Annotated in this window: 19 protein-coding genes; 11 read left to right on the top strand and 8 right to left on the bottom strand. The window is 45.4% G+C overall.

The features are described from left to right. Positions 1-295: 295 nt before the first annotated feature. Positions 296-961: an L-threonylcarbamoyladenylate synthase gene (locus tag RIB93_RS00335; RefSeq protein WP_446369200.1), complete on the bottom strand. Its 666-nt coding sequence runs from the start codon at positions 959-961 to the stop codon at positions 296-298. Between the two features lie 113 nt (positions 962-1,074). On the opposite strand from RIB93_RS00335, the gene RIB93_RS00330 reads away from it, so the two are divergent. Continuing rightward, a complete protein-coding gene (locus tag RIB93_RS00330) occupies positions 1,075-1,812 on the top strand; it encodes a 2-phosphosulfolactate phosphatase family protein (RefSeq protein WP_446369198.1) in 738 nt (245 codons plus the stop codon). Between the two features lie 347 nt (positions 1,813-2,159). Here the strand turns inward: RIB93_RS00330 and RIB93_RS00325 are convergent, their stop codons facing one another. The 3 genes from RIB93_RS00325 to RIB93_RS00315 form a co-directional block, all read right to left on the bottom strand. Next, positions 2,160-2,984 (bottom strand): oxidoreductase, encoded by an 825-nt coding sequence (locus tag RIB93_RS00325; RefSeq protein WP_446369196.1) that lies wholly within the window; start codon positions 2,982-2,984, stop codon positions 2,160-2,162. A 56-nt stretch (positions 2,985-3,040) separates the two neighbouring features. Then, a complete protein-coding gene (gene pheS, locus RIB93_RS00320; RefSeq protein ID WP_446369194.1) occupies positions 3,041-4,045 on the bottom strand; it encodes a phenylalanine--tRNA ligase subunit alpha in 1,005 nt (334 codons plus the stop codon). A 69-nt stretch (positions 4,046-4,114) separates the two neighbouring features. Continuing rightward, entirely contained in the window at positions 4,115-4,321 is a 207-nt protein-coding gene (locus RIB93_RS00315) for a hypothetical protein (protein ID WP_446369192.1), read from the bottom strand. A 368-nt stretch (positions 4,322-4,689) separates the two neighbouring features. Between RIB93_RS00315 and RIB93_RS00310 the strand changes: the two genes are divergently transcribed. From RIB93_RS00310 to RIB93_RS00275, 8 genes are all read left to right on the top strand, one after another. After that, entirely contained in the window at positions 4,690-5,067 is a 378-nt protein-coding gene (locus RIB93_RS00310) for a type II toxin-antitoxin system HicB family antitoxin (RefSeq protein WP_446369190.1), read from the top strand. Beyond that, positions 5,064-5,489 carry a type II toxin-antitoxin system VapC family toxin gene (locus RIB93_RS00305; RefSeq protein ID WP_446369188.1) on the top strand — a complete coding sequence of 142 codons (426 nt, stop codon included), beginning with the start codon at positions 5,064-5,066 and terminating at the stop codon, positions 5,487-5,489. The genes RIB93_RS00310 and RIB93_RS00305 overlap by 4 nt, the downstream gene beginning before the upstream one ends. Before the next feature lie 181 nt (positions 5,490-5,670). After that, positions 5,671-6,735, top strand: a complete 1,065-nt coding sequence (locus RIB93_RS00300) for an AAA family ATPase (RefSeq protein WP_446369186.1) — start codon at positions 5,671-5,673, stop codon at positions 6,733-6,735. A gap of 318 nt (positions 6,736-7,053) precedes the next feature. Beyond that, the gene (locus tag RIB93_RS00295; protein ID WP_446369184.1) at positions 7,054-9,678 is read left to right on the top strand and encodes an ATP-binding protein; all 2,625 of its coding nucleotides are present in this window, start codon (positions 7,054-7,056) and stop codon (positions 9,676-9,678) included. 625 nt (positions 9,679-10,303) lie between these two features. After that, positions 10,304-10,945 carry a flavin prenyltransferase UbiX gene (locus tag RIB93_RS00290; protein WP_006101274.1) on the top strand — a complete coding sequence of 214 codons (642 nt, stop codon included), beginning with the start codon at positions 10,304-10,306 and terminating at the stop codon, positions 10,943-10,945. Positions 10,946-11,360: 415 nt separating this feature from the next. After that, positions 11,361-12,323: a hypothetical protein gene (locus RIB93_RS00285; RefSeq protein WP_446369182.1), complete on the top strand. Its 963-nt coding sequence runs from the start codon at positions 11,361-11,363 to the stop codon at positions 12,321-12,323. 40 nt (positions 12,324-12,363) lie between these two features. Then, positions 12,364-12,561 (top strand): hypothetical protein, encoded by a 198-nt coding sequence (locus tag RIB93_RS00280; protein ID WP_446369180.1) that lies wholly within the window; start codon positions 12,364-12,366, stop codon positions 12,559-12,561. A gap of 611 nt (positions 12,562-13,172) precedes the next feature. Further along, positions 13,173-13,841: a hypothetical protein gene (locus RIB93_RS00275; RefSeq protein ID WP_446369178.1), complete on the top strand. Its 669-nt coding sequence runs from the start codon at positions 13,173-13,175 to the stop codon at positions 13,839-13,841. A gap of 153 nt (positions 13,842-13,994) precedes the next feature. On the opposite strand, the gene RIB93_RS00270 is transcribed toward RIB93_RS00275, so the two are convergent. From RIB93_RS00270 to RIB93_RS00255, 4 genes are all read right to left on the bottom strand, one after another. Next, positions 13,995-15,923, bottom strand: coding sequence for a CHASE2 domain-containing protein (locus RIB93_RS00270; RefSeq protein ID WP_446369176.1), 1,929 nt, complete (start codon positions 15,921-15,923; stop codon positions 13,995-13,997). A gap of 262 nt (positions 15,924-16,185) precedes the next feature. Then, on the bottom strand, positions 16,186-16,341 hold the full coding sequence (locus RIB93_RS00265) for a hypothetical protein (RefSeq protein WP_446369242.1): 156 nt from the start codon (positions 16,339-16,341) through the stop codon (positions 16,186-16,188). A 117-nt stretch (positions 16,342-16,458) separates the two neighbouring features. After that, complete coding sequence (locus RIB93_RS00260; protein WP_446369174.1) at positions 16,459-18,063, bottom strand: hypothetical protein; 1,605 nt, start codon at positions 18,061-18,063, stop codon at positions 16,459-16,461. A 262-nt stretch (positions 18,064-18,325) separates the two neighbouring features. Continuing rightward, positions 18,326-19,633 carry a tetratricopeptide repeat protein gene (locus tag RIB93_RS00255; protein WP_446369172.1) on the bottom strand — a complete coding sequence of 436 codons (1,308 nt, stop codon included), beginning with the start codon at positions 19,631-19,633 and terminating at the stop codon, positions 18,326-18,328. 155 nt (positions 19,634-19,788) lie between these two features. Here RIB93_RS00255 and RIB93_RS00250 point away from each other — a divergent pair, with 155 nt between their 5' ends. Next, on the top strand, positions 19,789-20,667 hold the full coding sequence (locus RIB93_RS00250; protein WP_446369170.1) for a right-handed parallel beta-helix repeat-containing protein: 879 nt from the start codon (positions 19,789-19,791) through the stop codon (positions 20,665-20,667). Between the two features lie 247 nt (positions 20,668-20,914). After that, the gene (locus RIB93_RS00245) at positions 20,915-22,438 is read left to right on the top strand and encodes a folate/biopterin family MFS transporter (protein WP_446369168.1); all 1,524 of its coding nucleotides are present in this window, start codon (positions 20,915-20,917) and stop codon (positions 22,436-22,438) included. Positions 22,439-22,482: the final 44 nt, after the last annotated feature.

Genomic DNA, 22,482 nt, shown 5'->3' with positions numbered 1-22,482 from the left:
GATGTGTCACTAAACGAGAGATCACGAGTACACGGCAGACACCCTCGCCTCTGAAGGGACTATGCTTATGGCTGCTAACCCTTGCTACACCTGCATTTAGGCAATTGGCAAGGGGTCAGTCTTTCCACGGCTTTAATATTGAGTGAGAGTAGACAATTCACAAACTGGGTTTATTTGTGGACGTTCATCCGAAATCCCCGGTCTGTCTCCTGTAGCCCGAATGCTGATCAGCGACAGCCGAACTCGATTGGGTTTGACTCTAACGGATTACACCGATGGGTCAAACCTTATAACCCTATTCCCAACTCTGGTTAGCGGGTACAGCCCACGCCATGGCGGCTTGTGCTCCTAAACCTTTCCGCAGGATTGTTGGTTCATCCCCGGTCATATCCAGAATGGTGGATACCTGGAAACTGGGTTTTGAGCCATCATCGACAATAATGTCCACTAAACCCTCAAACTGATCAAAGAGTCTGGCGGTTTCTAGTCCCACGGTGGGGAAATTTCCCATCTCATCGGGTAAATGAGCCGACGTGGAAATAACAGGATTACCTAGCGCTTCGAGTATGGCTTGACAAACCGGATGATCCGGAACTCGGATACCACTGGTTTTACGCTTGGGACTCATCACTAGCCGAGGTACTAACTTAGTTGCGGGTAACAAAAAGGTATAGGGTCCAGGAATCAGACGTTTCATAATCCGGTAAGCCGGGTCACTGACCCAAGCATATTCAGAGATGTTGGATAACGAGGAACACAGAAACGTTAAAGGCTTCTCATTCGAGAGTTGCTTTAAACGCCTGACCCGTTCCACAGCCGATTTGACAGTCAAGTCGCAACCAATGGCATAAACGGTATCTGTGGGATATAACATCACCGCACCGTCTCGCAGGTTGTCCCTTATTTTCTCTATTCGGCGTATTTGAGGCGTGTCCGGATGGAGGGTGTAAATCGTTGCCATAAATCGTTCCAAATGATTGCAATGGTTAGATGATCTTATAAAAGCCTAAATTCCACGACCTTAAATCGGTAAAATATGGAGTCGGCATTTGAAAACGCAGGTGCAGTTAGCCAGTGAAGCTATTTATTTACCACACCCCCGAACTTACCCCAACTGATACGACGCCCGACTGTGCGATCGCGGTTGATGTACTAAGAGCTACAACCACGATTGCTACAGCCTTACACGCAGGTGCTGAAGCTGTGCAAGCCTTCAGCGATATTGATCAGTTAATGCAAGTGAGCGAACAATGGCTCCCAGAAAAACGCATTCGCGCCGGAGAACGAGGCGGCTCAAAAGTCGCTGGCTGTGATTTAGGCAATTCTCCCCTTGACTGCACGCCAGAGCGCGTTCAGGGACGCCGTTTGTTTATCACGACCACAAATGGTACTCGCGCCTTACAGCGCGTCCAGAACGCCCCTGTGGTGCTAGCCGCCGCCATGGTGAATCGTCAGACGGTTGTCAAGTATCTGCTAGAGCAAAAGCCGGAAACTGTTTGGCTAGTCGGTTCTGGCTGGGAAGGTTCCTACTCCCTCGAAGATACCGCCTGTGCAGGTGCGATCGCCGATAGCCTGATCTCTCAAACCAATCACTCGCTTAGTGATATCGCGGGTAATGATGAAGTGATTGGCGCTCTTGCCCTTTATACTCAGTGGAAAGACAAGATGTTAGAAATGTTTCACCATGCTAGTCATGGTCAACGTCTACTGCGGTTAAACGGTCATGAGGATTTAAAGTATTGCGCCCAAGCGGATAGTTTAGACGTTTTACCGATTCAGAAAGAACCCGGAGTTTTAGTCAGAAAATTCTGAGTGTAGAAAGAAGGCAAAGGGCAGAGGGTAAGCTGTTCGACATTTAAACCTTAATGTTAATCATGGTGAAATCCTTGTAGTGCGTTTAGCGAAGCCATGCCGCAGGCTTTGCATCTTGCTCGCTACTAATCGCCAATTTAAATGCATAACAGCTTAGATAGGGACGTTAATCAAAACGTCAACACTCGGTCAGGGCGGGTTTATTCGCATCAGGGTCAATTCAGCAACAATAATCATGAAACCCGCCCCTACACATTCAACACTTCCCCCGCTTCCCCTGCTCCCCCTGCTCCCCCTGCTCCCCCTGCTCCCCCTGCTTCCCCTGCTCCCCCTGCTCCCCCTGCTTCCTACTGAATCGCACTAGCAATCAACCGCTCCCATGCCCAATCTGGTAACAACCAATGCAAAAATATATAGAGTTTGGCATCCATTGGTGTAGCATACCGCCGCTTGGGATGGCGACTATTAACCGCCTTAGAAACGGCTTTAGCAACCAAATTAGGACTTGAGGCATTCTGATAATCTTCTAACACCTTTGCCATAGGTTCCACCGTTGACTGATACGCTGATCCCTGAGAGTTCTCTCGTAACGTCTGAGCCGCAATACTCGACCATTCACTTTCAATCGCCCCCGGTTGCACCACCACCACGCGAATGCCAAAGGGTTCGGTTTCCATCCGTAAGGCATCCGATAGTACCTCAACTGCGTGTTTTGTGGCATGATACCAACCGCCGATGGGCATCCAAATCCGCCCTCCCATGGAACTGATATTCACGATTGTGCCGGATTTTGCCATTCGCATTGAAGGCAAAACCAGTTGCGTCAGCCGCATTAAGCCAAACACATTCACGTCAAACTGTCGCTTTGCTTCTTGGAGTGGCACATCTTCCAGCGCCCCGTAGGAACCATACCCCGCATTATTCACTAATGCATCAATCTGCCCTTCAGCCGAAAGCAGGGTTTGTACTGCCGTTGTCATACTGGCATCATCGGTCACATCAAGAGACAGAACTTTGGCTCCCATTGCTTCAATATCTGCCATTTTTTCCACTCGCCGCGCCGCACCATAGATGATCCAACCTTCTTTTAGAAGTTTCTGCACGATCGCTTTACCGATTCCAGACGAAGCGCCTGTTACCATCGCAACTTTTTTCTTTGAATCGCTAGACATAGGAAACTCCTATTTTAGGAACGACAAAGGACTAATGACCAATGACCAATGACCCCTTAAAACTGTTGCAAAAAGCGCAAATCACTGGTATATAAACGACGGATATCATCAATTTGGTGCATGACCAGGGCGAAACGTTCCGCGCCAAATCCGGCGGCAAACCCAGTATAAATTTCTGGGTCATAACCAACGGTTTTCAGCACATTGGGATCAACCATTCCACAGCCGCCCATCTCTAACCATTTGCCTCTCCACTTGACATCGACTTCCGCCGAGGGTTCTGTGAATGGGAAATAACTGGCGCGTAAGCGAACATCAACATCTTCACCGAATAATTCTTGGAAAAAGACTTTTAACGTCCCTTTGAGATCCCCAAATGTGATGTCCTCATCAACGGCTAAAATCTCAATTTGATGGAAGACGGCGGAGTGTGTCGCATCAACGGTATCCCGGCGATAAACCCGCCCTGGGGCAATAATTCGGATCGGGGGTTCGTTATTTTCCATGTAGCGAATTTGCACCGAGGAGGTATGGGTTCGCAACAGGTTTCCATCGGGGAGGTAAAATGTATCCTGCATATCCCGCGCCGGATGGTCTTGGGGGGTATTTAATGCCTCAAAATTATAATAATCGGTCTCCATTTCCGGTCCCGTGGCGACGGTGTATCCTAGACCGACAAATATATCTAGCACTTGGTCGATAATGCTATTGAGGGGATGAATTCGACCTTGAGGGTTATATACCCCTGGCATGGTTACATCAAGGGTTTCGGCGGCTAGTTGTGCCTGAATTTGGGCGGCTTGTAACTCTTGGCGCTTGTTGTCAAGGGATTGTTGCAGGGCTTCTTTGACTTCATTAGCCAGCGCCCCAATTCGCGGTCTATCTTCGGCGGATAGCTTCCCCATCCCGCGCAAGATTTGGGATAACTGTCCTTTTTTCCCCAAGTAGTTGACGCGCAATTGTTCCAATTGATCCAGGGTATCCGTTTTTGCGATCGCAGGAGTGGCTTCTTGTTTGAGGGCAACTAATTGGGTTTCTAGCTCGTTGAGCGAAGTAGTCATGAATCAAGTCGTTATCAGGTTTGAGAGAGGCAATGCTTGCCAAGGCTTTTCTTAGTTTACCGTTATCGGCTAACGGCGAGGGGGAAAGAAGACTTTATTATATTCCGCTAACGCCAGAATCAGGAGTGCGATCGCTAAGATAACGGCTGCGGTGATCCCGCCGTACTGGACTAGGGTTGTGGGGTTAATTTGGGTTAAGGGTGTGGGTGTGACGGTTTCGATGGCGTTTGTTTGGGGTTCTAGATTTGGTTGGGTTTGCGGGTTGGTGTTGATCATGGTGTTTATCTCGGTTATCGATACAACTATGATGGCTTGGGTAATAGGTATTTTAGGTAGGCAGAAGTAGGGGACTTGGTAATGTCAGTGTTTGTAGGGAGATGTAGGATAATGTTGGTTTGTCATTTGTCCTTTGTCATTTGTCATTCGCCATTTAACCACCTGTAGGGGCGACCCGCTTGCATTAATTAACAATACTAATCCATTCAATTAACTTGGGTCGCCCTCTTATAAGTTTGTCCTCAATGTTGAAGCGTTGATGGCGCTAAAGCGCAACTACAAGCGCAACTACAAGCGCAACTACAAGCGCAGCTACGAACGAAACTGTCTTTGGGGAGTTATGATTGAAGTGAAATAGGGCAAGTTTTATGACAACTAACTTTATGTTTACTCCGATAGAGAATTTGTCTCAGTTAACCTACTCTGTACTTATTGAACAAGAACGGGGTAGCTATAAAGCCATGGTATGGGGTTTACCCGATTGTCAGACAACGGGGAAAACTCGCGAAGCGGCATTGGTGAGTTTACGTCAATTGTTAGAGGCACGCTTGGAGAATGCTGAACTTGTTTCTCTAGATATTGAACGTCCTCAATCTGACAATCCTTGGATGAAATTGGCGGGTAAATATAAGGATGATTCTCAATTTGATCAGATGTTGGATTATATCCAAGCTTATCGTCGTGAACTCGATCAGGAAATGGAGGATTATTATCGGCAACTCGATGCAGAGGATGAAGTCAAGTGAGTCTGTGGATACTTGATACGGATTGCCTTTCGCTGCTGCAACGGGGTCATCCAATTATCAGTCAGCGTGTTACCGCCGTTAATCCTAGAGAAATTGCGACAACTATTATTACTGTGGAAGAACAATTGCGGGGACGGCTGGATAGTATTAGACGGGTGAGTTCTAATGATGCTCGGATATTGGCTTACAGGAGACTTCGGGATACATTAGAAGATTTTAGGACTATCAATGTACTTGATTTCGATCAAGAGGCTAACAGTTGTTATACAGAATTGATTCGTCAAAGGATTCGGATTGGTACGCAAGATTTACGAATTGCTTCGATTGTGATGTCCAGAAATGCTATATTGGTTACACGTAATTGGCGCGATTTTACAAAGGTTCCAGGGTTGGTGTTTGAAGATTGGACGGTTCAACCCTGATTTCCTGTAGGGGCGACCCGCTTGCACTAATTAACAATACTAATCCATTCAATTGACTTGGGTCGCCCTTTTATCAGTTTGTTCTCAATATTGAAGCGTTGATGGCGCTAAAGCGCAACTACAAACTGGCAGAATGGGGATAGGTTCGATACAATTGGCAAATGAATCTTAATGCTTACTAATGGATTCAAAAGAGGCGCTACAATTCATCAACAGGCGGCTGTGGGAGAACTCTCAGCCTGTTTTGACTGAAGCGGAAGAAGCTATTGTGATTGGGATTTGGCAAGATTACCTTTATAAACAGATTGCCGCCCAAAACTCTTTTGTTTATCAATACACTAGAGAATTAGGCGCAAATTTATGCAAAAGACTTCAATTGCATTTTAATCTTAAAATCAATAAACTAAATTTTAAGAAGCAAATTGAATATCTTTATGGTGTAGAGGTTCAAGCTCAACCGATAGAATCAGAGGGTTCAGCACCCACTGAAATCTTACAACAAACGTCGATTAATTTAGATTCTGAGAACCCAACCATTAATCCCTTCACTCCCCAACAAGGCAGAATCGATAATCCGCAAGATTTTTTTAACCGAGAACGGGAAATCCGGCAGATATTTGAGGTGATTAATAGTGGTAGTAGTGTTGCCCTAATCGGAGCAGAGGGTGTCGGTAAATCTTCTTTACTTTCCCAGATTTGCCAACTGGCGGATACTCATCTCCATTCGCTGCGTCAGCCTGTTTTTATCGATTTAAATTTGGTTGAAGATGAAGATGATTTCTATGGTGCATTATGTGATGAGATTGGAATACCGGAAAGCAAGGGAGCAAGGCTGAATCGCCATTTAAAATCCCGTCAAGTTCTGCTGGCTTTAGATAATGTGGGAAAAATGACCTGGGATGGCTTTAATCGCGGTGTGCGGGATTATCTACGGGGTTTGGCTGAGGGGAGTCAAGCACCACTCAAGCTGGTTTTGGCGGCGAATGAATCTTTAGATGAACTGTTTAATGATAGTTGGGATAATGGCAAAACTTCGCCTCTGGCAGGAGTTTGTCAAGAAGAAATCATAAAACCCTGGGATGAATCAACCGCCCGTGATTTTATTGAGGCACGTTTGGCGATGACTTCGGTAAGGTTTACTGAAGCTGAAATTAATCGGTTAGTTGAGGAGAGTGGGGGTCATCCCCGGCGATTGATGCAGTTGTGTTATCGAATGTATTCTCGGTATTTGGAGGGTGAGTCATGAGTTTATATTTTGCCGGATTTTTCTCTATCGTTGACAACCAGATATTAAACACTATTATTGGTCAATTTAGGGGGGAGACTGACCTCTCCCTAGCCCTCTCCTACAAGGAAAGGGAACCGGAATATATTTGTTATTTAATGCAGCTTTTCGACTCCCCCTTCCGTGCCAAAAAAGCGAAGCATCCTCTGTCCTCCCCCCTAAGAGGGGGGAACGAGGGGGGTTGGGAAGGGGGCTGGGGGGTTAGGTTTTTCAACTTTATCAACAAAATTATTAATTTCTCTGCTGAATTGATTTTCTGATAATAGAACTAGAGTTAAAATGAGCCAAAATCGCCCTGTTCCTCGATTATATTTAGCACCAAAACTGAATCGCCCTCTATCTTTATGGAATCCCTTGGATTATCTGCGCTTGTTGTATTGGGTGTTTTACTTTCCTCAAGCATTTCAGTGGTACGAGCATACTTTCGGGATTCAAACACAACTAGTCTTGGTTTTACAAAGTTGGGTACTAATAGTTGTTGTTCCTTTCGTTTTATGTAAGCTATTAGAACAGATAGGTTTTGATATTACTTGGTTAGGTATAGCGTTTTGTGTGACGATAATTGTGGCGTTTGACGTGGTGTTTTTTGGCTATGCGTTTATTCTTACGAAGTCGAGGAAGAGGCTGGGATTTCGCGTAGCGTTTGGCGTAGCGTTTGGCGTAGCGTTTGGCGTAGCGTTTGGGATGGCATTAGATTTAGCGATCATGGTATTTGGGGTAGCGTTAGGTTGGACAGCTGGTGTGCCGTTCAGTTTGGCAAGTGGTGTGGGATTTGGCGTAGCATTGGGCGTGGGATTTGGCGTGGCCATCCTGCGTCCAGACAACTGGCTGATTAGTTCACCGTTAAACCTGCGATATCTTCAGAATGGGAGTTGGTTATTTCCCCGCATAACGCCAATTCCTCTACCCTATCTACAGTTGCGTTTACAGAATTGGTTGCAACAGGATTGGCAAACGGGTTTACACAATATCAATCAATTATTGGCATATACTTTACAGTTCATTCCTGTTGTACAAAGCATTAATCAGGTACTGGCAAAAACTCCATCAGAGCAATTAATTTGGCGTATCTCTCGGCTGGCTGAAACCCCTTTTGATTGGCAGCTACTACGGTTTTGTTCAGCTTCGCTGAATGCGGTGTTTAAGTCAAACGCCGTAGAAGGTTTTTTCTTATTTCCGCGTCATTGGCGGCAACAGCTTCAAGCTCATTTTATTACAGATACTCGCTTAGACACCCCCGCCCGCGCTGCGGCGGCTGGTTTCTGGCATCTTCATGAAAAAGAACCCGCTAAAGCAACTGAAGCCTTTGCCGTTGTCCGTTCTCTTCTCTATGGTGAAGAACTCTTCACCCTCGCCCAAATTCTCACAACTTTCAGCGAAGCCCAAGAACCCGCCACAATCGCCACGTTAGAACTACCCACTTTCCCCAACGAACCCTTACTACGTCCCATAACCTGGAACACCATAAAATCTCTCTATCGAGTCGTGGAAGATGTGCGAGTGGTTCAGCGTAGCGTCTCTCGTTCCACCCGTTCCTTTGCTCTCAACCGCGCCTTAGGAGAACTGGAAACTATCCTTAATCATATCGAAACCCTACCCGAAGCTGAACGAGAACTGATTAAAGATATTGCCCAAAATTGGCAAGATGCCTTATTACAAATCGCGACTGAAATTGGACAGACTTCTATTACTAAACCAGTTACTAATCCTTATGTTGTCGGAGACCCCGTAGAAGGGAATCGCTTTGTCGGACGAGACGATATCCTTAGACAATTAGAAGAACTCTGGGTTATGAGTCAACAACTCCAATCTGTAGTTCTCTATGGTCATCGCCGCATGGGGAAAACCTCGATTCTTTTAAATGTGGCAAACTGTTCCGGTTCAAGGGTAAAAGTGGTTTATATTAACCTACTGCGTTTAGGCAGTCCCCAAGGTGTCGGGGAAGTGTTAATGGCAATTAGTGATGCAATCTCTGATGCGATCGGCTGTCCCCCTCCCGATGATGAGGCTTTACTAAATCTTCCTTATCGAACGTTTGAACGCTATTTTAAACAGGTGGTGGAGATGGTGCAGGGGACAGATACAGAGACGCGCCATGGCACGTCTCTACAGGGGTTAATTATTGCCCTAGATGAATTCGAGAAAATCGAGGAACTCATCGAAGCGGGAAAAATCCCTAATGACTTTATTGGCTATCTGCGGGGATTGGTGCAAATGAACGCTCAAGTCGCGTTTGCTTTTGCTGGGTTGCACACCTTAGAAGAAATGACTGCTGATTATTTCCAACCCTTCTTTGCCAGCGTTATTCCGATTCACGTTGGTTTCTTAGAACCTGCTGCAACCCGCCAGATTTTAGCCAATCCCAGCCTGGAAAATCCAGATGCGACTGTTTCAGATATCCCGGATAATGAGGCGGTTGATTTTCCCCTAGATTACACTCCAGACGCCCTTGACTTAATCTATCGTCTCACCGCAGGTCAACCCTATTTAGTTCAATTGGTCGGATTCCAATTGGTGCGCCGTTACAATGATTTTGTGTTTGAACAGGGGCATTCGCGTGACCCCGTTTTTACGGTAGAGGATGTGGAAGCGGTGATTAATGACCCCGCATTTTATAAACGGGGACGGTATTATTTTGATGGTGTTTGGGGTCAAGCGGCGCGAGGGGTTGCGGGTCAACAGGCAATCCTTAAGGTGTTAGCACCTCACCCGGATGGGTTAACGAGTGAACAATTAAGGATAAAATTAGCAGAATTATTCAGAGAATCAGGACTTGCGCTTCTAGAGGAGAAACAATTAGAGGAAGCGTTGGAGACATTAAAACGCCATGATGTGATTCAGCAAAAGGGTGAGTCTTGGCAGATTATCGTTGAACTATTCCGGCGCTGGGTGTTAAATCAGTAGATTGTCATTAGTCATTTGTCATTTGTCATTTGTTGAATCAATTTTTTACCTAATTGTAGTGGCGTGACATACCGACTTTTATCAATTAACCTTACGCCCAGAAACCGTAGGGACGCACTGATGTGCATTGGTGACAACTTAAGATGAAACTCAATACAGAGGGAGCTTTTCACCCTCATCCCCTAACCCCTTCTCCCACCCCCCTCGTTCCCCCCTACAAGAGAGGGGAGGACAGAGGATGCTTCGCTTTTGTTTCATGGGAGAAGGGGAACCATCACATAAAACCGCTTCTAGTATCAGGGAAAAGAACACACTTTCTTTCTTGTATTTCTTGCTCCCCTCTCCCCTGGTGGGAGAGGGGCTGGGGGTGAGGGGTTCTAGCTTAAGTTGACATCTAAGTCGCCAAATTGGACGCCTGGAAATAAATTTCCGGCTGAAAGCTAAAGTAAGCTAAAGCTTACTGAGTATTTGAACCCGTTAAAACAGGTTTTAGCTTTAGTTCAGGGCTTAGACTAAAATTCCGAATCGGAACATTGGCGACAAAATGATTCTACTTTATGTAGAAACTTAGCCTGCTACGCCTCTACACTGGTAAAGACTGACAACTATCTTCCGTTAAAATCGCGTGTCTTCAACCAATCCCCAAACGTTCCCCTTAATCCTCGGTATTACTGGTGCCTCTGGTTTAATCTATGCAGTACGTGCCGTGAAGTTTCTCTTAGAAGCCGACTATACTATCGAACTCGTAGCATCAAAATCAGCCTACATGGTTTGGCAAGCGGAACAAAACACCCGTATGCCTCCAGAACCCGAACAGCAGGGACAATTCTGGCGACAGCAAGCAGGTGTACCCACAAAAGGCAAGCTGATTTGTCATCGCTGGGGAGATGTGGGTGCAACCATTGCCAGTGGTTCGTTCCGGACATTGGGAATGGTGATTATTCCCTGTAGTATGAGTACAGTGGCAAAAATTGCTAATGGTTTAAGTTCAGATTTATTGGAACGGTCAGCCGATGTGCAGTTAAAAGAAGGGCGTCAACTGATAATTGTACCCCGTGAAACACCATTTAGCTTGATTCACCTGCGTAACCTTACTACCCTAGCCGAAGCCGGAGTCAAGATTGTGCCAGCAATTCCCGCCTGGTATCACAATCCTCAAACCATTGAAGATTTAGTGGATTTTGTTGTAGCGCGAACCTTTGACCAACTCAATATTGATTGTGTTCCTTTAACGCGATGGCAAGGTGGTTTTCGGGAAAAGCTTTGACCCTTTGCTTGGTTCAGGAGATCGGGTTTTTCGGGGCGGGTTTCAAATTTATCGTTTCTTACTTCACCTAGATGTAACTAAACCTGCCGTGACTTGGTTAGGGCGATTGAAATCGCTGCTACACAAACAAAGTCCGCCTACGCGGACTGAATTGTAACGGCGGTAGTTAACCTGAATTTAGAATTATATAGCCCTACGCGCTGGTGTATTTACACATTAGAAATGGAGGCTTTATCAGGAGTAACTTAGAACATTTGTACTGTAACTACGCGAGAGCGTACTGCTATAGTTAGGTGTATAATTGATTGCGTTTAATCTAATTCAGATCTAATATTAAAGTATTTCCAGTGTCCGACATTCAAAAGTACCAGAGTTAGTTATGAGTACCAGGCGGCACATTTCAAAAAAAGCATCCTTGAAGTCTACTTTTACTCCTCCTGCCAATCCGTTGAAAACCCGTGGATTCGGTAATGGCATCCAAACCAGACGTGCAGATTTACCTCGAACCAATCTGTTGCAGAAAAGTTCGTTTAGTTCACCTGCTATGGCACAGCCAGAGTCACAGGATACCCGTTCTGCTGAAGCACAACTCGAAGGGAAATCTCGTTTTGGTTACAATGGACTAGACATTCCAGTCAATACGCCTATTGCACCACCCCCACCGCCACCAATTCAGAGGAAGGAAGCTTCGGAAAAGCTGGAAAACTGGCAGCAAAAGCCAGCAATACCCGCCACCAATCCTGTATTGAACCGATTGAAATTGAATCAACTTCAGGCAAAAAAATTCACTTCACAACAAAGCATCCAGCGAAAGGAAAATTCTGAAGCCGAAGAACGACAGAAGCTGCCGGAAGCAGGGACAGCAGGGGAACAGCCGCAACTACTCGAACAAGAACCAACACAAATCCAGGGGGCAACAGAATTCGGACAGATAGTCCAGCAGCCAGATGATTCCTCTAGCGCTCACGGAACCGAGAAAGCCAAAGAAAGTAAAAGGAGGATTTCTCAAGAGCAAGCCGAGAGAATAAACACAGTAATTGCTCAAGTAAGGAAACTGATTTCAGAAGAGTATTTAGAAAGTCAGTTCAATGCTCTAGATGGAAACTTGCCTGAACTAATCGGAGAATGTTTTAAAATACATGGACACTTAATGACTTTTTTGCTTTTTTCCGCTGCTCGTGTTTGTGGAGAAAATGGATTGTTAAGTTTGGATTGCTACCTTGCATTAGGATTACTAGCAGGAGAACTAATGGCTTACTATTATTGCATAAAAAATAAGCTCAATCCCAAGCAATTAAAACTGGAAACTGTAGAAACATATTTAGATAAAATTCTCCACTTCCATGATGAGATAATTAGGATTCAAGAAGACCTGTAGACTTATTAATAGGATGTGTTGGGTGATAGGGGGATTTGAAATGGAAGATTCAGTCAAGCTGATTATAATATTTGGATTGTATATTTTTACGATATTTGCTCTAACATCTAAAATAAGAAGTTTAAGAAAAACATTGATAAAAAAAGAAACTGATATCAAGCAAATAGAAACTAAATTGGAAGTTTTAGAAAAAATGCTTAAAGCTAAGTCGGATGATAATCATAATCAGCAACAATAGAAAGAATTTAAATTAAAATCAGTAAATAATTTTCTAGACAATAAGAATAAATAGTGAAAAATATAATCTGGTTAATATTAGTAATTATTTACATTTCTGCATCAATGAGCGACCAATTAGAGTAGCTCAATTTTATAATTTTAGTTTGTCTGCATATATATATGGTTTTAGGCTGGAGAAGTGATGATCCAGAATTTACTCAGAAAGTTGTAGCCATTGAAGAGAGGATAGGAAGAATACAGGTTAGACTTACATCACTTGAAAAAGAAATCGACAAGCTTCGCGAATATTGAGTTTATGACTAAGTTTATTAAAATTTTAGTTAAAAATCCAAATAAAGTTTAGAGTAAAAACAATGAAAAACTTGATTTTTATAATTTTGGTAATTTTGTACATTTTCTCGATCAATAACCAATTATCGGGGTTGAGTTTTTTGGTCTTAGCTTGTGTAGGTATATATGTTATTTTAGACTTGAGAGGTGATGATTCAGAATTGAATCAGAAAATTGCAGCTATGGAAGAGAGAATAATAATCATACAAGCTCGACTTAAATCAATCGAATCAGAAATCGAAAACGAGTGAGCATCGATTAAGCTGTCATGCATTTAAATTGGGTATTAGTCGCGAGCAAGATGCTCAATACAGTGAGCAAGATGCTCAATACAGTGAGCAAGATGCTCAATACAGTGAGCAAGATGCTCAATACAGTGAGCAAGATGCTCAATACAGTGAGCAAGATGCTCACACTACGACAAGGATTACGTCATTATTGACATTAAGGTTTAAATACCGAACAGTTTATCGTTTATTTCCTCACCCAGATGTAACTCAACCCGCACCGATGAAATTAGCCACATCTGTTGTCAGCTTGATATTAATGAGTCTGCTCATGTTTAGTTGTGGTCAGGCTCCACAACGTCAGGAGAAAAATTTGAATCGACAGCAAATTGAACAACTCGCTCGGATTCAGTTACCTCCAAGCAGTAAGGAGATGGAAGTGCATACTGAGTCTGGTATTGACTCGTTGATTGTCCTGCGGTTTACTCTTGATCAACGTGACTTGGATACCTTTCTGACCAGTGCTGGATATACTGACCCCTTAAAAGAAGGATTTCGCCCCTTTAGTTCACAAGAGCTTAGGGATGTTTCTTGGTGGAATCCAGACGAGGCAAAAGACGTTATTGGTGGATTTCTGAATACCTCAGACTGGGCTAGTGAAGTGATGGTAGATGTTTCAGCGTCTCAGCCAGTTGTCTACTTAAAATCTTATGATCTGTAGTTTTCTCTAAGGTTTTACCCATCTGAGAAAAGAGAGATACGTTAACTTGTATACTCTGCACTCTTACTCTCTGACTTAAGGCTGGTGGGCAATGCCCACCCTACGGTATATTAAGGGTTTCGGCGATGTCAAAATGCTTATTTCAGTGCCATTCTACTCTGATACCGTGGTTCGTGCCAAAACGCGATAAACATTCACCGTTTGCTGTTTTCCTTTCAAGGCTAGAGGTCCCCAGGATTCAACCTCAAATTCCCCTTGCAGTTGATCTAGCGTTTGTTGACCAATGAGAATCCGACAGGGAGTTGGTTGACGCTGTTTCTCACAACTCTCTAGTCGGGAGGCAATATTAACACTATCGCCAATTACGCCATATTCTAAGCGGTCTTTGCCGCCTAAACTGCCCACTACAACAGGACCCGTAAAAATACCAATCCGCATTTGAATCACAGGTAAACCTCGGCGTCGCCAATCTCGGTTCATCGACTCTAGGCGATCGCTAATTGCTAACGCACAGTCTACAGCGGCTTTCGCATCTTCAGCAACTTCGGTTCTGTGCAGACGAGACATAGGTACACCAAACGCCACCATCACCCCATCCCCGGTAAACTTATTCACAATCCCCTGACGCTGGAGGACTTCACGAGTCACCACTCCCAGAATTTCATTTAACCATTCCAACAACGCCTCTGGGGTCATCTTTTCCGATATGGTGCTGAAATCTTTGATATCGGCAAAGAACATCGTGGCGGTGAGGCTAATCCCCGGTAACTTCCCAGATTTTAGCAAGCGATCGCGACCTTGCCAAAGAGCCTGAGCCACTTCCGGAGAGGTATTCTGTCCCAACAGCTTCATCACAATCTGCTGCTGTTGATGGGCTTCATAGGAACGATGAGTGACAAAAATCGCCACCGTTAACCCAAATCCAAATGCTGGCGCTGCAAAAGGAACCCAGCCACCTTGGGTTAATAGGTAAAAACAAACACTGGATAACACCCCCAAACTACCTGTTACCCCAATAATTAACGCCAGGGGATGATACGTCACCCGCCCCAATATCCCCCCGATCGCAATCCAACCAATAATCCACAGGATTTCCGCCTGTTCTGACCAAAACCAGAATAAAGGACGCTTACCCGTCGCCGCATCCAGGAATTGGCTAGCCATTTGAGCCTGCATTAAAACCCCAGGTATTTTCGCATTTTTTTCCAGGGCGGGACTAAAGGGTGTGGCGAATAAGTCTTTGAGACTGGGTGCAGTTGACCCAATAATCACAATCTTGTCCTCCACCCAACTCGGATCAACCTTTCCCGCTAAGACATCAGTTAAGGAGACTTGTCGCGCAACTTGATAAGGGGAACGATAATTGAGTAAGATTTGGAACCCGCCAACATCTCCCTTTTGATATCCCCCCGCATTTTCCGTTATGGGTGACAACACAGCCGCGCCAAGCTGGGGAATGTCTGGATTATCGGGACTGGCTTCCAGTTCAATCCCACGCGGTTCTAGATAGCCAAGTGCCAGAAGCAGGGAAAATGAGAAAAGCACGCCGCTTTCATTCTCCGCCAAATACAAATTGCGACGAACCACATCGTCTGGGTCAAGGGGTATATCATTAAAACCGATGCGTTCCGGTGATACATCGGGTGGCGGTGGGGTTCCGGCGCGGATATCAATATTCTGAATTGCAATTAAATTCGGTTGTTGCAGTTGTTCCACTAACTGCTGATGACCCGGTTCCACGGGAAGATTGCGATACAAATCTAGACCAATAACAGCGGGTTCAGCGGCTTGCAGTCGGCGTAATACCTGTGCCAAAACCTGATCCGAGAGGGGCCACCGATTTTGAATTTCCAGGTCTTGTTCTGTAATCGCGACAACCAAGATCCGAGGATCAGGTTCCGTTTCCAGAGGTCGCAAGCGGACAAACTGATCATACGCCGCCAGTTCTAGCGTTTCTAGTCCACCCAAGTGTCGCACGCCCAGAAGGGTAATGATCACAGCAATGGTTGAAACGCCCACGACTCGCAGATTTGCCAAATCGGGTAACGCCAGACTAACCTTTTGAGGGATGCGAAAAACCATAGGGATAGATGTTTTAGCGTCTCAGAAGCCGCAGGACAGCTATGCAGATATTACTCAAACCCGAAGATGCCTCAATTTGTCCAACTGACTGTGGCAGCAAAGCCCTTACCGCATTATGCCACTTTTCTGGTTTGTAGTAGGCACTAAGCGTGCCTCAAGCGGGTCGAGCGCTGACTACTGACCCTTAAGCATAATATTTATGTTAACTTTAGTTTTTTCCGACTACTTATCAGTAGACATGATAATCTTTGAGATATTTAAATTAGCGATCGCGCTCTAAATCATCGATTACCTTTTGCAAGTACCAATTCTCTGGCATCCCCGGATATTTCTTCTTGGCTAACTCAATCAAGCGCACTGCAACATCCCAGTATCTACCCACCAAAAGTAGAGACGTTGCATGCAACGTCTGGAACATAAATGATGTGTCCTAACCGCTATAGCGGTTGCTATACTAACCCAAGATGAGACCTCTTGCAGAATTCCCCAAGAGGTCTAATGGTACTGGTCTAATAATAGCCGTCTGTACTCAGAGTTAATTGCCGCCTACGTAATCCTTGCTCAGTCGCCAATAGTGATGGAATGTTGGTTTTCCCCAGGTGCGGTGGGCGATCACATGTATGCCTGTGCCGTTTCGACAATGATTTTCCAAAAGACCTAGGGCATATTCGGGGTATGCCTTGGGTTGGATGGCGTAAGTGTCGGGATCTCCGCTGACTGGAACCAATACCCAGGACTGCAATTCCGTTTGGCTGCGCCGTTGCAACTCCACATGTGCCGCAACGGTGTGCCCAGGTTTGTCTGGGGCTTGGAGATACAAATTCTCCTTGTAGGTGATATCTTTCTCGAAGCTCTGGATCAGGTAAGTTCCATCAGTCTGCTTGACCAGAACCCACAGGTGTCCTTGGTTTGATGCTGTAGTATTAGGAGGATCCTGGTTCCAGGTATGGACATGATAGTTGACAAGGGGATTGTAACCATAGGCTTGTAAATAAGTACCTGTTACTTGGTGAATGAACATCCAGGTACCGGAAACATCATCTGGGCGTGTAACCATATCTTCATCCTCGGGTTCAATTGGGGGTAGTTCTGGAACAGAACTTGGTACTGTGATTTTGACGGGTTTGCCGCCAAGGATTTCGCCGTCAACGACGACATCTAGGGAGCCGTTAAAGACCTGAGTTTGGCTGGTGGCTTCGACATTGCCAATCCAGTCAACGTCAAAGCTAAGTTCATGGTCTTGATCTCGGCTCAGTGGACCATAACCATCGCTAGGTGCTACCGCAACGACGAATGGTGCGGTGGCACCGCTGGCTACTAGACTGACGTTGCCAATTGAGGTGATCTGTGCTGCCACTTCTGTGGTAATTATTTCCACAATCGTGTCGGCATTGACACCTTGGACGAGCTTACAACCTGTTGCCTTAGCGATTCGGCTTCCTTGTCCAGGAGTGCCACCCGGATCTCCGCATTTCGATCTAAACGCGCTGGAGGATCTTACAGGATCGTCATCAAGTCCGGCTGGAGCACGATAGTTAGTATCCATGGAAAGCGCCAGCACTTTGATCTTCTCTGCCACCAGCTTGGCGGTGACTGATGCCTCTGTGATGTCGTAGGAGAGGTTGGAAATTTCCTTGCAAACTGAGTCGTGACCCGCCGCGTCGCCAAACCAAACAATAATCCGCTTGGCATCTGCACGCCAACCGATCTGACCGCCGGGTGGTTCGGCAACTTGATCGAGTCCATAGAACTGAGCTTCTGGAGTGTCCTGACCGGGGGAGGTTGTCCAAGTATCGATCGCGGCTTTGACGGCAGCGATATCTGCGCTCAGGCTACATTGGTTAGCGAATCCGTAAGGATGTTCGTCGGCAACTGGAGCCGGAAAGTCCTTGTAGTCGCCAACCCCGAACCAGACATCAGCCCCTAAGTCCTGGATTCTGGTCATGGCATCGACAATGCCGCTCTTGACCGCCGCGATCGCATTATTCATGCTACCCGTTGTGTCTGCCAGAAAATAGACATCCACTTTCGGGACTACCCCAGATTTGGGGATAGTCACCTTCACCACTTCGGCGACGGTCTGATCCATAGATAGGGTCAGATCGTTCGTCGCGGGTGAAACTTGAATCGGAATACTCATTAAGTTGAATAACTCCTTTGAGCAAAATTTTTGCCTTCTGAAGGCATAATATGCCCTCGATTTAGGACATTATCATACTTTTTGTACTCCGACAAAAAAAGTTGAAACCCTTTAGAAACCTAAGTTATAGGCTTGCTATATCACAACAAGCATCCAATATATCTGTTATTGTATATATTAATGGATATATGTATATATATATTAGTTCAAGTTATACCCATAACTCCCAGAGATCCACAAGGATTTCCTGGAGACCTTGGAGTTAGCGATCGCGCTCTAAATCATCGATTACCTTTTGCAAGTACCAATTCTCTGGCATTCCCGGATATTTCTTCTTGGCTAACTCAATCAAACGCACCGCCACATCCCAGTATCCCCCCACCATCCGCAGGAGTCGTTGTTGTAACTCTCGATCCACCCGCGCATTCGACCGAATTTGTCGTTCTTGATTGATAAAGATATCTTTCCGATTCAATTGAGCCGAGCGTTTTTTAATCTCAGCTTCAGCCTTTGCTATTTGTTGCTTCTGCTGATTTAATGCCTGATTATACTTCTGCCAATCCTGTTTCTCAAAATACAGGTTCGCCGCTTGCTGATAATCATCCGCTGCGCCTTGGTAATCCTGAAAATCCGCACGCGCCGCCGCTCGATGATAATAGATTTGCGGATCATTGGGCTGAATCGTTAACCCTCGCGAATAGTCCTCAATTCCTTGGCGATAATCGCCTAGTTTCGAGTAAGCTTGACCCCGACAAATATAATATTGAGAATTGTCGGGTTGTATCTCAAGTAACTGGGTAAAATCCGCGATCGCACCCCGATAGTCTCCAAGTTCAATGCGAACCCGCCCCCGATAGTGACGCACTTGGATATCATTGGGATCAAGCTGCATGGCTCGACCTAAATCTTCCATTGCTCCTCTTAAATTCCCCAGTTTGCTGCGAATAATTCCCCGATAACAATAAGCTCTAGCATCATTGGGCGCAACGTGCAGCAGCCACTGACAATCCTCTAAGGCTTCCCGATGGTTTCCTCGTTGTAGCTTATTGATAACTTGAGTCAAATACTTCTGGGTTTCCGCCGCACTCGCTGCTTGGATTTGCGTTGCCTGAATTTGCTTGATACTCTCTAGGCAACTCTGGCAATTGTCTTTGTCTTTCTGATCCAGATACAGTTTAGCCGCTTGTTTAAAGGATGCGATCGCCTCTTTCGTCTTCCCTAATCGACGGTAGGCTGTACCTTGCAGTTTATACGCCGCCCCGTGATTCCCATCAATCTGGAGAACCTGTTGAGCATCCTCCAGGGAACCTTGAGCCTCTCCCTGCGCCAAGTGAGCCAAACTGCGCCCCAAATAACTATCCAGATGTTCAGGATTCACCTGTAGCGCTTGGGAATAATCCGCGATCGCACTTTGACAATCCCCTAAATCAAAACGAGCCAATCCCCGTCTGTAGTAAGCATCAGCAAATTCTGGATTAATCTGCAACGCTTGCTCAAACTCCTGAATCGCTCCCTCTAAATCGCCTTGTTGCGCCTTCTGTCGCCCGCGCTCGTAAAGTTCCTGCTCCATTGCCCACGTCCAACTCGTTTGTGCGATCGCCAGTTATCTTGTTAATCATGATAACCCCATTGCTTATCAATTGGTGATCAGTGAACTTTTTCAATTGTTTTTTTTTACGAGTGCTAGTAAGATTATTTTCATCCTAAATAGAAAAGGTTAAATTTATGGCAGCTATTCATCGACGCTGGTTTCTACAGGGTAGTATTGCTTTCGGAGCAACAAGTTTGGCGTTGATTCATCAAAAAGCGATAGCTCGCAATAGCATTTATGTCAGCAATGCTGAAGAGTTTTTCTACGCTATTGGCTCTAACCGAACGATTATTCTCAAACCTGGTATTTATTTTTTGTCTGAGATCTCTGGCGAATCTGAGCAAGATCATGCTAGATTTGAACCAGTACATGACGGAAAAGAATTGGTTATTTCTAAGGTTGAAAACTTGAAAATTATCGGAGAAATAGATGATCTAGTGAGCCTGATAGTTAATCCCCGTTATGCTAACGTTCTAAAATTCGACAATTGTAATAATGTCGAGATTGAGAATATTAAAGGTGGACATTTGCCGGAACTAGGCTATTGCCGAGGCGGTGTTTTGTTCTTCAGAAATACTAGCCATGTTCATATTCAGGACTGTGTTCTATTCGGTAGTGGAATCTGGGGAATTGAAGCGATCGCTACAGAAAATTTAACCTGTCGTCGGACAATCATTCGAGATTGTACTTATCGTATTCTTCGTTTGACCGATATTAACACGGCTACCTTTATCGATTGTCATTTTTTCGATAATAGGCGCTTTGAGATGGTTATGGTTAGGAGTTCGCAAAATGTGGAGTTTCGCAATTGTGATTTTAGAACCAATCGTGTTGATACTAACTGGAATGATTCGTTTTTCTTGATTTCAGAGAGTGAACCTGTGCGACTAATCGATTGTTTGTTTCGTGACAATGAAGCAGACATATTGATTCAAGATACCCGTTTACTAAACATGAGTAGAACTCGCTTTGAAAATAATAGTTTTCAGGTTCCAAACAATACGGCTATATAGCGTTTTTATGGGATTGTGAGTCCTGTCAACGCGGACGCAAGGCAAGTGTAGCAGCGATTGCAGTCGCCAACTAAGGCGACAACACGGAATCCTCGACTCGACAAGCCGTCAGTAGTGAGGACTTTAGTCCTCTCATAGCGCTAAAGCGCCTACTACAAACAAACTCGGAGCGATCGCCTATAGGCAGATGAGGCAACCCAGCTCCGGCGTGTAATATATAAAAAGAGATAAAACTTAAAAAAAGTTCATGATTGTGTCCGCCTCTGGCTTCGATCGCATTAAACACGCCCTTAAAGATAAAGTCTTTTTTGGCAATGAACCCACTCCGGAGTTGATTGCCATCCTGATCGTCTACTTTGTCCAGGGTATCCTGGGGCTAGCCCGTTTAGCGATTAGCTTCTTCCTCAAGGACGAACTCGGTTTAAGTCCCGCCCAAGTCGCAGCCCTAATCGGGATTGCGGCGTTACCTTGGGTGATTAAACCCCTATTTGGCTTTTTGTCTGACGGACTCCCCTTATTTGGCTATCGCCGCCGCCCTTATCTAGTCTTGTCAGGATTGATGGGAACAGCCGCCTGGTTAAGCTTAGCAACGGTAGTCCATACAGCTTGGGCAGCAACCCTTGCCATTCTCCTGAGTTCCCTTTCTGTAGCGATTAGTGATGTCATCGTAGACTCGCTGGTGGTGGAACGAGCAAGGCGGGAATCATTAAGCAACTCGGGTTCTCTGCAATCCCTGACGTGGGGAACCTCTGCTTTTGGGGGAGTGATTACGGCATATCTGAGTGGTTGGCTGCTGGAGGCGTTCAACACCCAAACCGTTTTTGGCATTACCGCCACCTTTCCCCTACTCGTCTCTGGCGTGGCGTGGTTAATTGCCGAGGAACCCGTTAGTTCCGGGTTAAATACCGCCACTGTCACCAACCAAATTAAGCAACTGCGCCATGCGGTGACTCAAAAAGCCATCTGGCTACCCACGGCGTTTATCTTTCTTTGGCAAGCTACACCCACAGCCGATTCAGCCTTTTTCTTCTTCTCCACCAATGAACTCGGATTTGAACCGGAATTTTTAGGGCGGGTGCGTTTAGTTACCAGTTTGGCGTCTCTAGTGGGGGTTTGGGTATTTCAACGCTTTTTAAAGGGTATCCCTTTCCGCACGATTATGGGATGGACAACTGTCCTGTCGGCTGTTTTGGGGATGACGACGCTTATCCTTGTTACCCATGCGAATCGGGCATTAGGCATTGATGATCATTGGTTTAGTTTAGGCGACAGTTTGATTTTGACGGTGATTGGACAGATTACATTTATGCCTGTGCTTGTCCTTTCAGCCAGACTCTGCCCGTCGGGGGTGGAAGCTACTTTATTTGCCCTGCTGATGTCGATATGGAATTTATCGGGACTGTTATCTCATGAATTGGGGGCGTTATTAACCCATTGGCTAGGGGTGACAGAACATAACTTTGATCGCCTGTGGTTATTACTGACAATTACCAACCTCTCTAGCTTATTACCCTTGCCCTTCTTAGGCTGGTTACCGATGGCTGATCCGCAAGCTGAAATTAAAGGCGAAACAGAATTTAAATCATTACCGCCAGCAGAAGTATTTGAACATCATACATCGGGTTCTTTCTCTGAACAGCCATTCCTACCTGATGTTGTGCCAGAGTTTATCCGGGTTAGTAGTGAGGACTTTAGTCCTCTTATCAATAGCGCTAAAGCGCTTACTACAAACCCAGTTGGTAGTGAGGACTTTAGTCCTCTTGATCAATAGCGCTAAAGCGCTTACTACAAACCCAGTTGGTAGTGAGGACTTTA

Origin of the sequence: Coleofasciculus sp. D1-CHI-01, assembly GCF_040218875.1 — a bacterium.
Taxonomy (GTDB): Bacteria; Cyanobacteriota; Cyanobacteriia; order Cyanobacteriales; family Coleofasciculaceae; genus Coleofasciculus.
This window is presented reverse-complemented; position numbering and strand designations above follow the sequence as displayed.

Coding starts and splice junctions, on each gene's coding strand:
- RIB93_RS00335 (WP_446369200.1), bottom strand. CDS start 961: ATGGCAACGATTTACACCCTCCATCCGGACACGCCTCAAATACGCCGA.
- RIB93_RS00325 (WP_446369196.1), bottom strand. CDS start 2,984: ATGTCTAGCGATTCAAAGAAAAAAGTTGCGATGGTAACAGGCGCTTCG.
- pheS (WP_446369194.1), bottom strand. CDS start 4,045: ATGACTACTTCGCTCAACGAGCTAGAAACCCAATTAGTTGCCCTCAAA.
- RIB93_RS00315 (WP_446369192.1), bottom strand. CDS start 4,321: ATGATCAACACCAACCCGCAAACCCAACCAAATCTAGAACCCCAAACA.
- RIB93_RS00310 (WP_446369190.1), top strand. CDS start 4,690: ATGACAACTAACTTTATGTTTACTCCGATAGAGAATTTGTCTCAGTTA.
- RIB93_RS00300 (WP_446369186.1), top strand. CDS start 5,671: ATGGATTCAAAAGAGGCGCTACAATTCATCAACAGGCGGCTGTGGGAG.
- RIB93_RS00295 (WP_446369184.1), top strand. CDS start 7,054: ATGAGCCAAAATCGCCCTGTTCCTCGATTATATTTAGCACCAAAACTG.
- RIB93_RS00280 (WP_446369180.1), top strand. CDS start 12,364: ATGGAAGATTCAGTCAAGCTGATTATAATATTTGGATTGTATATTTTT.
- RIB93_RS00270 (WP_446369176.1), bottom strand. CDS start 15,923: ATGGTTTTTCGCATCCCTCAAAAGGTTAGTCTGGCGTTACCCGATTTG.
- RIB93_RS00265 (WP_446369242.1), bottom strand. CDS start 16,341: ATGTTCCAGACGTTGCATGCAACGTCTCTACTTTTGGTGGGTAGATAC.
- RIB93_RS00260 (WP_446369174.1), bottom strand. CDS start 18,063: ATGAGTATTCCGATTCAAGTTTCACCCGCGACGAACGATCTGACCCTA.
- RIB93_RS00255 (WP_446369172.1), bottom strand. CDS start 19,633: ATGGAGCAGGAACTTTACGAGCGCGGGCGACAGAAGGCGCAACAAGGC.
- RIB93_RS00250 (WP_446369170.1), top strand. CDS start 19,789: ATGGCAGCTATTCATCGACGCTGGTTTCTACAGGGTAGTATTGCTTTC.
- RIB93_RS00245 (WP_446369168.1), top strand. CDS start 20,915: ATGATTGTGTCCGCCTCTGGCTTCGATCGCATTAAACACGCCCTTAAA.